This window comes from Enterobacter sp. UCD-UG_FMILLET, assembly GCF_000762975.1.
GTDB classification, from domain to species: domain Bacteria; phylum Pseudomonadota; class Gammaproteobacteria; order Enterobacterales; family Enterobacteriaceae; genus Enterobacter; species Enterobacter dykesii.
In genome coordinates this window covers 410511-424497 of sequence record NZ_JRJC01000006.1, presented here as the reverse complement: position 1 = coordinate 424497, position 13987 = coordinate 410511, and the positions used below count along the sequence as shown (strand labels likewise).

13 protein-coding genes and 1 other RNA gene are annotated in these 13987 nt (G+C 49.4%); 10 read left to right on the top strand and 4 right to left on the bottom strand.

Annotated elements, in window-relative coordinates:
* Positions 1-90: 90 nt before the first annotated feature.
* The gene (gene ffh / locus LA04_RS02480; protein WP_047650351.1) at positions 91-1452 is read right to left on the bottom strand and encodes a signal recognition particle protein; all 1362 of its coding nucleotides are present in this window, start codon (positions 1450-1452) and stop codon (positions 91-93) included.
* A 166-nt stretch (positions 1453-1618) separates the two neighbouring features.
* Here ffh and LA04_RS02475 point away from each other — a divergent pair, with 166 nt between their 5' ends.
* Together LA04_RS02475 and LA04_RS02470 are read left to right on the top strand one after the other, a co-directional pair.
* A complete protein-coding gene (locus LA04_RS02475; RefSeq protein ID WP_047650376.1) occupies positions 1619-2410 on the top strand; it encodes a cytochrome C assembly family protein in 792 nt (263 codons plus the stop codon).
* A 19-nt stretch (positions 2411-2429) separates the two neighbouring features.
* Entirely contained in the window at positions 2430-3716 is a 1287-nt protein-coding gene (locus LA04_RS02470) for an HlyC/CorC family transporter (RefSeq protein ID WP_047650350.1), read from the top strand.
* Positions 3717-3768: 52 nt separating this feature from the next.
* On the opposite strand, the gene grpE is transcribed toward LA04_RS02470, so the two are convergent.
* Complete coding sequence (grpE, locus tag LA04_RS02465) at positions 3769-4362, bottom strand: nucleotide exchange factor GrpE (RefSeq protein ID WP_023333122.1); 594 nt, start codon at positions 4360-4362, stop codon at positions 3769-3771.
* Positions 4363-4484: 122 nt separating this feature from the next.
* Here grpE and nadK point away from each other — a divergent pair, with 122 nt between their 5' ends.
* The 3 genes from nadK to bamE all read left to right on the top strand — a co-directional run bounded on the left by nadK (position 4485) and on the right by bamE (position 7587).
* Positions 4485-5363, top strand: a complete 879-nt coding sequence (nadK, locus tag LA04_RS02455) for an NAD(+) kinase (protein WP_008502500.1) — start codon at positions 4485-4487, stop codon at positions 5361-5363.
* Positions 5364-5448: 85 nt separating this feature from the next.
* On the top strand, positions 5449-7110 hold the full coding sequence (gene recN, locus LA04_RS02450) for a DNA repair protein RecN (protein WP_047650349.1): 1662 nt from the start codon (positions 5449-5451) through the stop codon (positions 7108-7110).
* A 138-nt stretch (positions 7111-7248) separates the two neighbouring features.
* On the top strand, positions 7249-7587 hold the full coding sequence (gene bamE, locus LA04_RS02445) for an outer membrane protein assembly factor BamE (protein WP_047650348.1): 339 nt from the start codon (positions 7249-7251) through the stop codon (positions 7585-7587).
* 108 nt (positions 7588-7695) lie between these two features.
* Here bamE and LA04_RS02440 read toward each other — a convergent pair whose 3' ends face one another.
* Positions 7696-7983, bottom strand: a complete 288-nt coding sequence (locus tag LA04_RS02440) for an RnfH family protein (RefSeq protein WP_047650347.1) — start codon at positions 7981-7983, stop codon at positions 7696-7698.
* Positions 7973-8410: a type II toxin-antitoxin system RatA family toxin gene (locus LA04_RS02435; RefSeq protein ID WP_024908332.1), complete on the bottom strand. Its 438-nt coding sequence runs from the start codon at positions 8408-8410 to the stop codon at positions 7973-7975. The genes LA04_RS02440 and LA04_RS02435 overlap by 11 nt, the downstream gene beginning before the upstream one ends.
* A 156-nt stretch (positions 8411-8566) precedes the next feature.
* Between LA04_RS02435 and smpB the strand changes: the two genes are divergently transcribed.
* The 5 genes from smpB (at position 8567) to LA04_RS02415 (ending at position 13816) form a co-directional block, all read left to right on the top strand.
* Positions 8567-9049, top strand: coding sequence for an SsrA-binding protein SmpB (smpB, locus tag LA04_RS02430; RefSeq protein ID WP_008502505.1), 483 nt, complete (start codon positions 8567-8569; stop codon positions 9047-9049).
* Between the two features lie 89 nt (positions 9050-9138).
* Positions 9139-9502, top strand: a transfer-messenger RNA (tmRNA) gene (gene ssrA / locus LA04_RS23265).
* Between the two features lie 184 nt (positions 9503-9686).
* Positions 9687-10883, top strand: a complete 1197-nt coding sequence (locus LA04_RS02425; protein ID WP_047650346.1) for an integrase domain-containing protein — start codon at positions 9687-9689, stop codon at positions 10881-10883.
* A 12-nt stretch (positions 10884-10895) separates the two neighbouring features.
* A complete protein-coding gene (locus tag LA04_RS02420) occupies positions 10896-12053 on the top strand; it encodes an SIR2 family protein (protein WP_047650345.1) in 1158 nt (385 codons plus the stop codon).
* The gene (locus LA04_RS02415) at positions 12041-13816 is read left to right on the top strand and encodes an ATP-binding protein (protein ID WP_047650344.1); all 1776 of its coding nucleotides are present in this window, start codon (positions 12041-12043) and stop codon (positions 13814-13816) included. Before LA04_RS02420 ends, LA04_RS02415 begins: the two co-directional genes overlap by 13 nt.
* Positions 13817-13987 lie beyond the last annotated feature (171 nt).

Below are 13987 nucleotides of genomic sequence, written 5' to 3'. Positions count from 1 at the left end.
CCGGGCCCCATCGAGGAACGGAGCCCGGGTGTCATATTAAAAGCCCGAAAATTTTACTCATTTTCGGGCAAAAAGCAATCTCAAAAGCGATTAACGCCCTGGAAAACCGGGTGGCATCATGCCTTTCATGCCGCGCATCATCTTCGCCATGCCGCCTTTCTTCATTTTCTTCATCATGCGCTGCATGTCGTCGAACTGTTTCAGAAGGCGGTTAACGTCCTGTACCTGCATGCCGCAACCGGCTGCGATACGGCGTTTACGGGAACCTTTGATGATGTCCGGGTTAGCGCGTTCTTTGAGGGTCATCGAGTTGATGATCGCCTCCATACGCACCAGCACCTTGTCATCCATCTGCGCTTTTACGTTGTCAGGGATCTGGCCCATGCCCGGCAGTTTGCCCATCAGGCTGGCCATGCCGCCCATATTTTTCATCTGACGCAGCTGCTCAAGGAAATCGGTGAGATCGAAACCGTCACCTTTTTTCAGCTTGCTGGCCAGCTTCTCGGCCTGCGCGCGGTCAACCTTGCTCTCGATATCTTCGATCAGCGACAGCACGTCGCCCATGCCGAGGATACGAGAGGCAATACGATCCGGGTGGAACGGCTCGAGCGCTTCAGTTTTCTCGCCCACGCCGAGGAATTTGATCGGCTTACCGGTGATGTGACGAATGGAGAGCGCCGCACCGCCGCGGGCGTCACCGTCCACTTTGGTCAGCACCACGCCGGTTAACGGCAGCGCTTCGTTAAACGCTTTTGCGGTATTCGCCGCATCCTGACCGGTCATGGCATCGACAACGAACAGGGTCTCTACCGGGTTGATAGAGGCATGCACCTGCTTGATCTCGTCCATCATTGCTTCGTCAACGTGCAGACGACCGGCGGTATCCACCAGCAGCACGTCGTAGAATTTCAGCTTCGCTTCTTTCAGCGCCGCGTTAACGATGTCGACAGGCCTCTGCGCCACGTCGGACGGGAAGAAATCTACCCCGACCTGCTCGGCCAGAGTTTCCAGCTGTTTGATCGCCGCCGGGCGATAGACGTCCGCAGAGACCACCAGCACTTTCTTCTTGTGCTTTTCACGCAGGAATTTACCCAGCTTACCGACGCTGGTCGTTTTACCCGCACCCTGCAGGCCCGCCATCAGCACCACGGCCGGCGGCTGAGCCGCCAGGTTAAGCACCTGGTTCTCTTCGCCCATCGCCGAAACCAGTTCATTACGAACGATTTTGACGAACTCCTGACCCGGGGTCAGGCTCTTGTTAACTTCATGACCAACCGCTTTCTCTTTTACGCGGTTGATAAAATCACGAACAACCGGCAACGCGACGTCTGCTTCCAGCAGCGCCATGCGCACTTCGCGCAGCGTTTCCTTGATGTTCTCTTCAGTAAGGCGTCCGCGGCCGCTGATGTTGCGCAGCGTGCGCGACAAACGATCGGTTAAATTATCAAACATTGTCTCTCGCCTGAGTAGAAACGTTGGGCCGCCATGGGCGACACATACACAGAATTTTGCCGGAGTATAACATGAAGGCGCCTTTGTTGTTATGCAACGGTTGGAGCAGGCGTCACGTAACGTTATACTGCTTCTCTTTCTTATTAAGACAACTGTCGATGCCTATATGCCTGTTTTCGCACTGATCGCCCTTGTTGCCTACTCTGTCAGCCTCGCGCTGATCGTTCCCGGACTGCTGCAAAAAAACAGCGGCTGGCGGCGCATGGCTATTCTTTCCGCGGTGATCGCACTGATTAGCCACGCGTTTGCGCTGGAATCACGCATCATTCCCGGCGACGGCAGCGTGCAAAACCTGAACGTCCTCAACGTCGGCTCGCTGGTCAGCCTGATGATCTGTACGGTAATGACCATCGTCGCGTCTAAAAATCGCGGCTGGCTGCTGCTGCCGATTGTCTATACCTTCGCGCTGATCAATCTGGCCCTCGCCACCTTTATGCCTAATGAATTCATTACGCATCTGGAGGCCACCCCGGGGATGCTGGTCCATATCGGCCTGTCGCTCTTTGCCTACGCGACGCTGATCATCGCCGCGCTTTACGCCATGCAGCTCGCCTGGATTGACTACCAGCTGAAAAACAAAAAGCTGGCGTTTAATCATGAGATGCCGCCGCTGATGGTCATTGAGCGTAAGATGTTCCATATCACCCAGGTGGGCGTGGTGCTGCTGACGCTCACGCTCTGCACGGGCCTGTTTTACATGAAAAACCTGTTCAGCGTGGAGAATATCGATAAAGCAGTGCTCTCCATCATCGCGTGGTTTGTCTATATTGTCCTGTTATGGGGCCATTATCATGAAGGCTGGCGCGGTCGTCGCGTGGTCTGGTTCAACGTCGCGGGTGCGGGCATTCTCACCCTTGCCTATTTTGGCAGCCGCTTCATACAGCAATTTGCTGGCTAAGTAACAAAAGGAGTTCCCCCTGGAACACATCTCTACCACCACGCTGATCGTTATCCTGATCGTCATGGTGGTCATCTCCGCCTATTTCTCCGGCTCGGAAACCGGCATGATGACCTTAAACCGCTACCGGTTACGTCATCGTGCCAAACAGGGTAACCGTGCCGCACGTCGCGTTGAAAAACTGCTCCGCAAGCCGGATCGCCTGATAAGCCTGGTGCTCATCGGCAACAACCTCGTCAACATTCTGGCCTCCGCCCTCGGCACTATTGTCGGGATGCGCCTGTACGGCAACGCCGGGGTGGCGATTGCCACCGGCGTGCTGACGTTCGTGGTGCTGGTGTTTGCCGAAGTGCTGCCGAAAACCATCGCCGCGCTTTACCCTGAGAAAGTCGCCTACCCGAGCAGCTTCCTGCTGGCACCGCTGCAGATCCTGATGATGCCCCTGGTCTGGCTGCTGAACATGGTGACGCGCGTACTGATGCGGATGGTGGGGATCAAAGCCGATGTCACCATCAGCAGCGCGCTCAGCAAAGAGGAGCTGCGCACCATCGTGAATGAATCCCGCTCGCAGATCTCCCGGCGCAATCAGGACATGCTCCTGTCGGTGCTGGATCTGGAAAAGGTGAGCGTGAACGATATCATGGTGCCGCGTAACGAAATCGTCGGTATCGACATCAATGACGACTGGAAAGCCATCGTCCGCCAGCTGACGCACTCCCCACACGGACGCATTGTGCTCTATCGCGACTCGCTGGATGACGCCATCAGCATGCTGCGCGTGCGCGAAGCCTACCGTCTGATGACCGAGAAAAAAGAGTTCACCAAAGAGGTGATGCTGCGCGCCGCCGACGAGATTTACTACGTGCCGGAAGGAACCCCGCTCAGCACGCAGCTGGTGAAATTCCAGCGCAACAAGAAGAAGGTCGGCCTGGTGGTCAATGAGTACGGCGACATTCAGGGGCTGGTGACGGTCGAAGATATTCTGGAAGAGATTGTCGGGGACTTTACCACGTCAATGTCGCCTTCCCTCGCGGAAGAGGTCACCCCGCAAAACGACGGCTCGGTGCTGATTGACGGTAGCGCGAACATTCGTGAACTCAACAAAGCCTTTAACTGGCATTTGCCAGAAGATGAGGCTCGTACCATGAACGGGATGATTCTGGAAGCGCTGGAAGAGATCCCGGCGGCGGGCACGCGGGTGCGCATTGAGCAGTACGATATTGATATCCTGGACGTGCAGGACAATATGATCAAGCAGGTGAAAGTCCTGCCCGTAAAACCCCTGCGCGAAAGCATCGCGGAGTAAGGCTGTAGGCCGGGTGAGGCGAACGCCGCCACCCGGCACTACGGATAGCGAATTACGCTTTCGCTTTCGCCACGGTCACCATCGCCGCGCGAATGGTACGGCCGTTCAGGGTGTAACCTTTCTGCATCACGCCCAGCACTTTACCGGCTTCGACCTCTTCGGACTCCACCATTGCAATCGCCTGGTGAACGTTTGGATCCAGCGGTACGTTGGTATCGGCAATGACTTCTACGCCAAACTTACGCACCACGTCGAGCATGGATTTCAGCGTCAGTTCGATACCTTCGATCATCGCCGCGTTGTCCGGATTCGCTTTGTCAGCCACTTCCAGCGCGCGGTCGAGGCTATCGATTACCGGCAGCAGTTCGTTGACGAATTTCTCCAGCGCAAATTTATGCGCCTTCTCAACGTCCTGCTCGGTACGGCGACGCAGGTTTTCCATTTCCGCCTTGATGCGCAGAACACCATCGCGTTCGCGATTCTGCGCTTCTACCAGCTGGGCTTCCAGATTCGCAATTTTTTCATCGCGCGGGTCCACCTGCTCAGCAGATGCGTCTGGCTCTACAGCCTCAACTTCATCGTGCTGTTCCGTGATAATTTCTTCAGGGGCTTGCCCCTCAGGCGTTTTCTGTTCTTTACTACTCATGAATTTCTCCGCGTTTTTCTGCATTCATCTCGCTAACTTCGCTTATTATGGGGATCAGTTTCCGGGATTCAAGGGAACAAGACAGATTGTCATCATTCATCAGGCACAAGGACCTCCAGAAAATGAATAATCATTTCAGGTGTATTGGGATCGTCGGGCATCCGCGTCACCCTACCGCACTAACGACACATGAAATGTTGTATCGCTGGTTGTGTAGCAAAGGCTATGAAGTGATGGTCGAGCAGCAGATTGCTCAGGAGCTGCAGCTGAAGAGCGTCAAAACCGGCACGCTGGCGGAAATTGGCCAACAGGCCGATCTCGCCGTGGTAGTGGGCGGCGACGGCAACATGCTCGGCGCAGCCCGCACGCTGGCGCGTTATGACATCAAGGTCATCGGCATCAACCGTGGCAATCTCGGCTTTTTAACCGACCTCGACCCGGACAATGCGCAGCAGCAGCTGGCCGACGTGCTGGAAGGGCACTATATCAGCGAAAAACGCTTTTTACTGGAAGCGCAGGTGTGCCAGCAGGACTGCCAGAAGCGCATCAGCACCGCGATTAACGAGGTGGTTCTTCACCCCGGAAAAGTGGCGCACATGATCGAGTTCGAAGTTTATATCGACGAAATTTTTGCCTTCTCCCAGCGTTCTGACGGGCTGATTATCTCCACTCCAACCGGCTCAACCGCCTACTCGCTTTCTGCCGGCGGCCCGATACTGACGCCTTCGCTGGATGCCATTACCCTGGTGCCAATGTTCCCGCACACGCTCTCCGCCCGCCCGCTGGTCATCAACGGCGACAGCACGATACGCCTGCGCTTCTCGCACCGCCGTAACGACCTGGAGATCAGCTGCGACAGCCAGATAGCGCTGCCAATTCAGGAAGGTGAAGATGTCCTTATTCGTCGGTGTGATTACCACCTTAATCTGATTCACCCGAAAGATTACAGCTATTTCAACACATTAAGCTCGAAGCTTGGCTGGTCAAAAAAATTGTTCTGATTTTGCATCCAGTACTTTACTGTATAAAAAACCAGTTTATACTGTATGAAAACACAGTTATGGTTTTTCATACAGGAAAACAATTATGCTGGCACAACTGACCATCAGCAACTTTGCCATTGTTCGTGAGCTTGAGATCGATTTCCACAGCGGCATGACGGCGATCACCGGGGAAACCGGTGCAGGTAAATCCATTGCCATTGATGCCCTCGGCTTGTGCCTTGGCGGCCGCGCAGAGGGCGATATGGTGCGCATGGGCGCAAACCGTGCCGACCTGTGCGCCCGCTTCTCCCTGAAAGACACCCCTGCCGCCCAGCGCTGGCTGGAACAGAACCAGCTTGAAGATGGACGTGAGTGTTTACTTCGCCGCGTGATCAGCAGCGACGGTCGTTCACGTGGCTTTATCAACGGCACGGCGGTTCCGCTCTCCCAGCTTCGCGAACTCGGCCAGCTGCTTATCCAGATCCACGGCCAGCACGCGCATCAGCAACTCGTCAAACCAGAACAGCAGAAAGCGCTGCTCGATGGCTATGCGGGTGAGTACGCGCTTACTCAGCTTATGGCGGAGCACTATCGCCAGTGGCATCAGAGCTGCCGTGAACTTGCCCAGCACCAGCAGCAAAGCCAGGAGCGCGCTGCACGTGCGGAGCTGCTGGCGTACCAGCTTAAAGAGCTGAACGAATTCAACCCGCAGCCGGGTGAGTTTGAGCAAATCGACGAAGAATACAAACGTCTGGCGAACAGCGGTCACCTGCTCTCAACCAGCCAGAATGCGCTCAACCTGCTGGCGGATGGCGAAGACGTAAACCTGCAGAGCCAGATGTATAACGTCCGCCAGCTGATTACCGAACTGGCCGGCATGGACAGCAAGCTTTCTGGTGTACTGGATATGCTGGAAGAAGCGGCCATTCAGATCTCCGAAGCCAGTGACGAACTGCGCCACTACTGTGAACGTCTGGATCTCGACCCGAACCGTCTGTTTGAGCTGGAGCAGCGTATCTCCCGTCAGATTTCACTGGCGCGCAAGCACCACGTCACGCCGGAAGAGCTGCCGGTCTACTATCAGTCTCTGCTGGAAGAACAGCAGCAGCTTGACGATCAGGCCGACTCGCAGGAAACCCTCTCTCTGGCGGTGAATCTGCACCATGAACAGGCGCTGGCGACAGCGCAAAAGCTGCATGAAATCCGTCAGCATTACGCTCAGGAGCTAAGCCAGCACATCACCGACAGCATGCACACGCTGGCGATGCCGCACGGTATCTTCACCATTGATGTTCGCTTTGAAGAGAACCACCTGACGGCAGAAGGTGCGGACCGAATCGAGTTCCGCGTCACAACCAACCCGGGGCAGCCGCTGCAGGCTATCTCCAAAGTGGCCTCCGGCGGTGAACTTTCGCGTATTGCGCTGGCGATTCAGGTGATTACCGCGCGTAAAATGGAAACCCCGGCGCTGATTTTCGATGAAGTGGATGTCGGCATCAGCGGCCCAACGGCGGCAGTAGTGGGCAAACTGCTGCGCCAGCTAGGTGAATCAACGCAGGTAATGTGTGTCACCCACCTGCCGCAGGTCGCGGGCTGTGGTCATCATCACTTTATCGTCAGCAAAGAAACCGACGGAGAAATGACCGAAACGCATATGAAGCCATTGGATAAACGCGCGCGTCTGCAGGAGCTGGCACGCCTGCTCGGCGGCAGCGAAGTCACGCGTAACACGCTCGCGAACGCGAAAGAACTGCTGGCGGCATAAACTTTTTCGGGATCTCAGGGTCATACAGAACAACAAAAACGCCGCCAGACCGGTTTCAAAGTGGGGCAAGGTCTATTATCATCGGCATATTACATATGAGCCGCGTTCTGCTCGGGCCCGAAAAGGAATCAAATCACTATGCGTTGTAAAATGCTGACCGCTGCCGCAGCGGTTCTTCTGATGTTGACCGCAGGCTGTTCCACTCTGGAGAAAGTGGTTTACCGTCCTGACATCAACCAGGGGAACTACCTTACCCCTAACGATGTGTCCAAAATCCGTGTGGGGATGACACAACAGCAGGTCGCTTATGCACTGGGAACCCCGATGATGTCCGATCCGTTCGGCACTAACACCTGGTTCTATGTATTCCGTCAGAAGCCGGGCCACGAAGATGCGACCCAGCAGACCCTGACGCTGACCTTCAGCAGCGCCGGTGTGTTGGCCAACATCGACAACAAGCCTGCCCTGACCAAATAATCAGAAGTCAGAAATGCAAAAAGGTGCTCATTGAGCACCTTTTTTGTATCTGAACTCTTGCGCAGAATCGTAGCCCCGGTAAGCGCAGCGCCACCGGTGGAGGAAGAGCTACTTAGCCGATTTCTCCGCACGCTGACGTCGCAGCTCTTTCGGGTCGGCAATCAGCGGACGATAAATCTCCACCCGGTCGCCCTCTTTCAGCACATCACCCAGCTTCACCGGACGGCTATAAATCCCGACCTTATTTTTTGCCAGGTCTATATCGCTGCGAAGTTCGAGGATGCCGGAAGCGCGGATAGCCGCCTCAACGGTTGCCCCCTCTTCCAGCATTACGCGCTGCAGATACTGCTTCTCCGGCAGCGCGTACACCACTTCTACAGCAATCTTATGCGACACTGTAAACCTCTTTGGCGCGGGTGGTGAACGCCTGAACCATATTCGAAGCCAGCTCTTTAAAAATGCGGCCAAACGCCAGCTCAATCAGCTTATTGGTAAATTCAAAGTCCAACTGGAACTCGATGCGACAGGCGTCAGCGCTCAGCGGCGTAAACTTCCAGCCCCCCATCAGGGTTTTAAACGGACCATCCACCAGATGCATCAAAATACTCTGATTGCTGGTCAGCGTATTGCGGGTGGTGAACGTCTTGCTGATCCCCGCTTTGGAGACATCCACCGCCGCGGTCATCTGCGTCGGGCCGGACTCCAGAACGCGGCTCCCGGTGCATCCCGGAATAAATTCTGGATAAGACTGAACGTCGTTCACTAACTGATACATTTGTTCCGCGCTGTAAGGCACAAGCGCAGTACGGCTAATCTGAGGCATAGCATTTCCCATGGTCACACAACGGACAAATAATAACATTTATCACCTGTTAAAAAAACGCTAAGCCTCATCTCGTGCTAAGATAGCGCGTTAGACCTCACAGGACGCAATGAGGTGACTTTTTGAAATCAGATTACCGACGGCTTTACGACACTTATGACGAAGAAAAAAGCACATAAACCAGGCTCGGCGACCATTGCGCTCAACAAGCGTGCTCGCCACGAGTATTTCATTGAAGAAGAATTCGAAGCTGGCCTTGCATTGCAGGGCTGGGAAGTAAAATCGCTGCGCGCCGGGAAAGCCAACATTGGCGATAGCTACGTGATCCTGAAAGATGGCGAAGCCTTCCTGTTCGGCGCGAACTTTACGCCGCTGACCGTCGCCTCCTCACACTACGTGTGTGACCCAACGCGCACCCGCAAGCTGCTGCTGAACAAGCGTGAGCTGGAATCCCTCTACGGACGCATCAACCGTGAAGGTTTCACCGTGGTCGCTCTGTCGCTGTACTGGAAAAACGCCTGGTGCAAAGTGAAAGTTGGCGTTGCGAAGGGTAAAAAACAGCACGACAAACGAACCGATCTGAAAGAGCGCGAGTGGCAGTTGGACAAAGCACGCATTATGAAAAACGCAGGACGTTGATTCTGCACACTTATTGTATTATTCAATAAGTTAGCGTTCCGGGCTGGTATCCAGGAAGTGAAATCTGGTATACTTAGCTCAACACTATTGGGGCTGATTCTGGATTCGACGGGATTTACGAAACCCAAGGTGCATGCCGAGGGGCGGTTTGCCTCGTTAAAAGCCGCAAAAAAATAGTCGCAAACGACGAAAACTACGCTTTAGCAGCTTAATAACCTGCTCTGAGCCCTCTCTCCCTAGCTTCCGCTCTTAAGACGGGGATCAAAGAGAGGTCAAACCCAAAAGAGATCGCGTGGAAGCCCTGCCTGGGGTTGAAGCGTTAAAACTAATCAGGCTAGTTCGTTAGTGGCGTGTCTGTCCGCAGCTGGCGTGCGAATGTAAAGACAAACTAAGCATGTAGTACCGAGGATGTAGAAATTTCGGACGCGGGTTCAACTCCCGCCAGCTCCACCAAATGATGATCCGGATACGTCCGGTGAAGTACAGAAAGCCCGCATGGCACAAGCCCTGCGGGCTTTTTTGTGTCTGTCGCTGTCCGAGAACATCCGGCTAAATCCGGTGATTATTGGTATACGTTTAGGTATACGGTAGGATGTATACCTAACAGCGTATACCAATTCATGAAGGAGCGGCCACAGTGGCACGGACAACACGCCCCCTGACCAACACCGAGGTTCTGCGCGCTAAAGCGTTAGAGAAGGATCTAACGCTGCATGATGGCGATGGGCTTTTCCTGATAGTGAAAACCAGCGGGAAAAAGCTCTGGCGTTTTCGTTATCAGCGTCCGGCAACAAAGCAGCGAACAATGATGGGGCTCGGTGCCTTCCCTGCTCTTTCACTTGCTGATGCCCGAGGGTTAAGAGCGGATTACCTTGCCTTATTAGCCAACGGAATCGATCCACAAATTCAGGCCGAAGTTGCTGAGGAACAGCAGCAAATTGCTCTGGACAGTATTTTTTCTACTGTTGCCGCTAACTGGTTCCAACTCAAAAGCAAAAGCGTTACCCCTGATTACGCAAAAGACATTTGGCGCTCACTGGAGAAAGATGTATTCCCTGCCATTGGTGAGATCCCCGTTCAGCAAATCAAAGCACGAACATTGGTTGAAGCACTTGAGCCAATCAAAGCTCGTGGAGCGCTTGAGACTGTTCGTCGACTGGTGCAGCGCATAAACGAGATAATGATTTATGCGGTTAACACCGGTTTGATTGATGCCAATCCTGCGTCAGGTATTGGTATGGCATTTGAGAAACCAAAAAAACAAAACATGCCGACGCTGCGGCCAGAAGAATTACCGAAGCTGATGCGCTCTTTGGTTATGTCTAATCTGTCTGTTCCGACTCGCTGTCTCATTGAATGGCAACTCCTGACGCTTGTGCGCCCTTCTGAGGCCTCCGGTGCTCGTTGGGCAGAGATCGATTTCGATGCCAAACTTTGGATGATCCCGGCCGAACGGATGAAGGCAAAGCGTGAACATATCGTTCCTTTATCTCCTCAGGCGTTAGATATACTGGAAGTGATGAAACCTATCAGCATCCATCGAGAGTATGTTTTTCCAAGCAGAAATGATCCAAAACAAGCTATGAATAGCCAGACGGCTAATGCTGCTTTAAAACGAATTGGATTCGGAGGTAAGCTTGTAGCACATGGGTTACGTTCAATTGCGAGTACGGCTATGAATGAGGAAGGTTTTAGCCCTGACATAATTGAGGCAGCTCTAGCACATAGCGATAAAAATGAGGTACGACGCGCATATAATCGCTCAACTTATTTAGAGCAGCGAAAAGATCTGATGTCTTGGTGGGGTTTATTTGTTAATAAGACTATTAAATAAGGACTTGCACACATGTCAAACGAACTATTTAAAGCATTCAGGGCATCAGAATTACATGACAAGAATATTAATTTTCTAATTGGATCAGGTGCTTCAGCTACATATATACCAACACTTAAAATTAATGATGATTTCACTTATGAAGATATACTCACAGATAGTGATTATAGTGAAATAAAAGATTTCATTTACTACCAGTACTACAAGAATATTTTACGCAAGAGTTTCTGCTTCTTCAAAAGAGATGACGATGCAGACTTGCGTAAAACCCGTAGGGAAACACTCGGCGCATACCAAGAGTTAATTGATAATATTGTAAACCTTATAAATAGAAAGGGTGCCAATCAAATTCGGCGAGCCAATATTTTCACAACTAACTATGATTTATTTTTCGAAAATGCTTCTGATAGGTTACTTCGTAATTCCACTAATTTTATTTTTAACGATGGTGCCAGAGGATTAAAAACACGCTACCTTCAAATCAGTAATTTTCATACATCAACTTGGCATCAGGGTACAAATGATCTTTATAAATTTGAAATACCAACAATAAATCTCATAAAAATGCATGGTTCTGTTTCTTGGAAAAAAATAAATGAGGAAAAAATTGAAGTAAGTTATCCAAACTCTTACCCAAAAGATTTGGAAGTTGATTTAGATATTCCAGATATCCAAACAGCAATTAAATTAATTGAAGAACTTACACTTACTCATACGGCTAAGGAAAGTTTAGCTCTGACAAATGATGATGAATTGGCGCTTGAAGAATTCAGGAAAGAATATGATAAACTCGCCATCGTAAATCCAACCAAAGCAAAGTTTGAAGAGACTGTTTTCCAACAGCATTATTATCAATCGCTTAGACTTTTAAGTTATGAACTTGAGAAACCTCAAACTGTTCTAATATGTTTTGGTTTTTCTTTTAAAGATGAACACATTCGAGAAATAATTTCTCGCTCGCTCAGCAATCCCTCATTGATAGTTTACGTTTTTTGTTATAAACATGACTCCAAGTCTGAAATAAAAGAGTTAATAAATAACAAGAAAATTATTTTTATTTACCCAGAAAACAATGACGATGACCATTTCATCGACTTAGTTAGGTTCATAGACTGTATTTTTTCTGTCAGCGGAAATGACTCAATGGAGGGGTTAACATGCGGTTTATAATTGGGTATGTTACAGCTGTAAGAGGAACGTCTGTCCGTGCGATCGTTCATCCAAACCTCTATCAGACCACGTATATATATGATGGGGGATTATATCGTGGTGTTGCTATAAATGAATTTATTGTTATAAAAAAAGGATATCATGATATTATTGGAAAAATTGAGGGTGAAGAAATAATTGAAAAGAAAAACTTTGACAACTCGCAGCCTAATCATGAAAAATTTGATAGATTTGTAGATATAAAAATCATTGGGTACGTTTCTGAAAACAAATTCAAATCAGGTATTAAATACCTTCCAATGATTCAGGATGAGTTACATCTAATTTCGGACAAACTCATTTCAGCAGTATATTCTTTCGAAGGAAAAGTAGACGCAAAAACAATACACATTGGTAAATCACTCCTTGAAGAGATACCTATTCACATCCCAATAAATGGCATATTTAATTCACACATAGGGATATTTGGAAATACAGGAAGTGGTAAATCCAATTCTTTAGCAAAGATATATAGCGAATTATTCGCTTGCATTGGAAAAAGATTATTTAAAAAATCCATGTTTGTATTCATTGACTTCAATGGCGAATATAAACCCATCCACAACCAATTGAATGATAAAAGCAATTACATTGTACTTGACACACATTTAAAGAATGGAAATCAAAAATTAAAAATTAAAAAATCAGAATTTTGGGATGTGGAATTGCTTTCAGTCTTGTTTTCGGCCACAGAAAAAACCCAAAAACCATTTCTTAACATCCTTGTTAGAAATAGACTCAAGTATGGTGATGAACTTAATGACTACTTCCATGAAACAATTAGGATTATGTTTGGTCAAAATCAGCATCGTGAAACGATCAGCGTTCTACGGTCAATAATTAACATAGTCAACCCTGCGAAAACAAAAGAAATAAATTCCGAGTTATCTGAGTTTAGTTGGTACTCAAAAGGGGAAAGTAACAAGTATTATAGGAATGGGGTTTTTTATAACACGCCGGATGGTTATCTTGCTCACCTTCCTTCACTGACAGACACTAATATAGATATTGAAACGCTATCATCTTTTCAGCAAATAATTGTCAGAGCAACTCTTCAACTTATAAATTCCGTATCTAGGAATTATGTACAATACGAACACATCAGTCCATTAATTGCCAAGATAAATGCCTCAACTGGCTCACTGGAAAAGGTAATTGAGATAATTGATGATGTTGAAATCGAAGCTAAACCTTTATTATTTATATCATTAAAAAACTGCAATCAAGAAACAAAAAAAACTATTCCGATGTTGATTGCAAAGTGTTCCTTTTTGGAACATAAGAAAAAAGACACTTCGAAAAACAGCTTTCACCTTATCATTGACGAGGCTCATAATATATTATCAGAGACATCAACCAGAGAGTCTGAGACATGGAAAGATTACCGACTAGAATTATTTGAGGAAATAATTAAAGAAGGGAGAAAATTTTCATACTTCGTAACCATTGCGAGTCAACGACCAGCAGACATATCACCAACAATAATTTCTCAAATTCATAATTATTTCCTTCATCGCTTGGTGAACGAAAATGATTTGTTCTTACTAAAAAATTGTATAAGTAATCTTGATAGTTCTTCACGCAGTTTAGTTCCTATATTACCATCCGGAGCCTGTGTAGTATCGGGAACCGCATTTCATACTCCTATGATCATTCAAGTTCAGCGCCTCCCATCAGAATTAGCGCCTGAAAGTGATACTATTAATCTCGATACATTTTGGTAGTAACCTGTATTACTTTGAAGACGAGACTCTAAATCTATATTTAGCTAAACTGCCGTCCTTGGACGGCTTTTATCATTTCCCCTAACCGCACCTACTTAGAAATCAATGGAACCTATAATCCTCCGTTGAGATTTCACACCGCCATTTGCTGCAAGCACACACCATATTGAA

What these genes read in the sequence shown, in the direction of transcription:
- ffh (WP_047650351.1), bottom strand. Translation starts at nt 1,452, where the DNA reads ATGTTTGATAATTTAACCGATCGTTTGTCGCGCACGCTGCGCAACATC.
- LA04_RS02475 (WP_047650376.1), top strand. Translation starts at nt 1,619, where the DNA reads ATGCCTGTTTTCGCACTGATCGCCCTTGTTGCCTACTCTGTCAGCCTC.
- grpE (WP_023333122.1), bottom strand. Translation starts at nt 4,362, where the DNA reads ATGAGTAGTAAAGAACAGAAAACGCCTGAGGGGCAAGCCCCTGAAGAA.
- nadK (WP_008502500.1), top strand. Translation starts at nt 4,485, where the DNA reads ATGAATAATCATTTCAGGTGTATTGGGATCGTCGGGCATCCGCGTCAC.
- recN (WP_047650349.1), top strand. Translation starts at nt 5,449, where the DNA reads ATGCTGGCACAACTGACCATCAGCAACTTTGCCATTGTTCGTGAGCTT.
- bamE (WP_047650348.1), top strand. Translation starts at nt 7,249, where the DNA reads ATGCGTTGTAAAATGCTGACCGCTGCCGCAGCGGTTCTTCTGATGTTG.
- LA04_RS02435 (WP_024908332.1), bottom strand. Translation starts at nt 8,410, where the DNA reads ATGCCTCAGATTAGCCGTACTGCGCTTGTGCCTTACAGCGCGGAACAA.
- smpB (WP_008502505.1), top strand. Translation starts at nt 8,567, where the DNA reads ATGACGAAGAAAAAAGCACATAAACCAGGCTCGGCGACCATTGCGCTC.
- LA04_RS02420 (WP_047650345.1), top strand. Translation starts at nt 10,896, where the DNA reads ATGTCAAACGAACTATTTAAAGCATTCAGGGCATCAGAATTACATGAC.
- LA04_RS02415 (WP_047650344.1), top strand. Translation starts at nt 12,041, where the DNA reads ATGCGGTTTATAATTGGGTATGTTACAGCTGTAAGAGGAACGTCTGTC.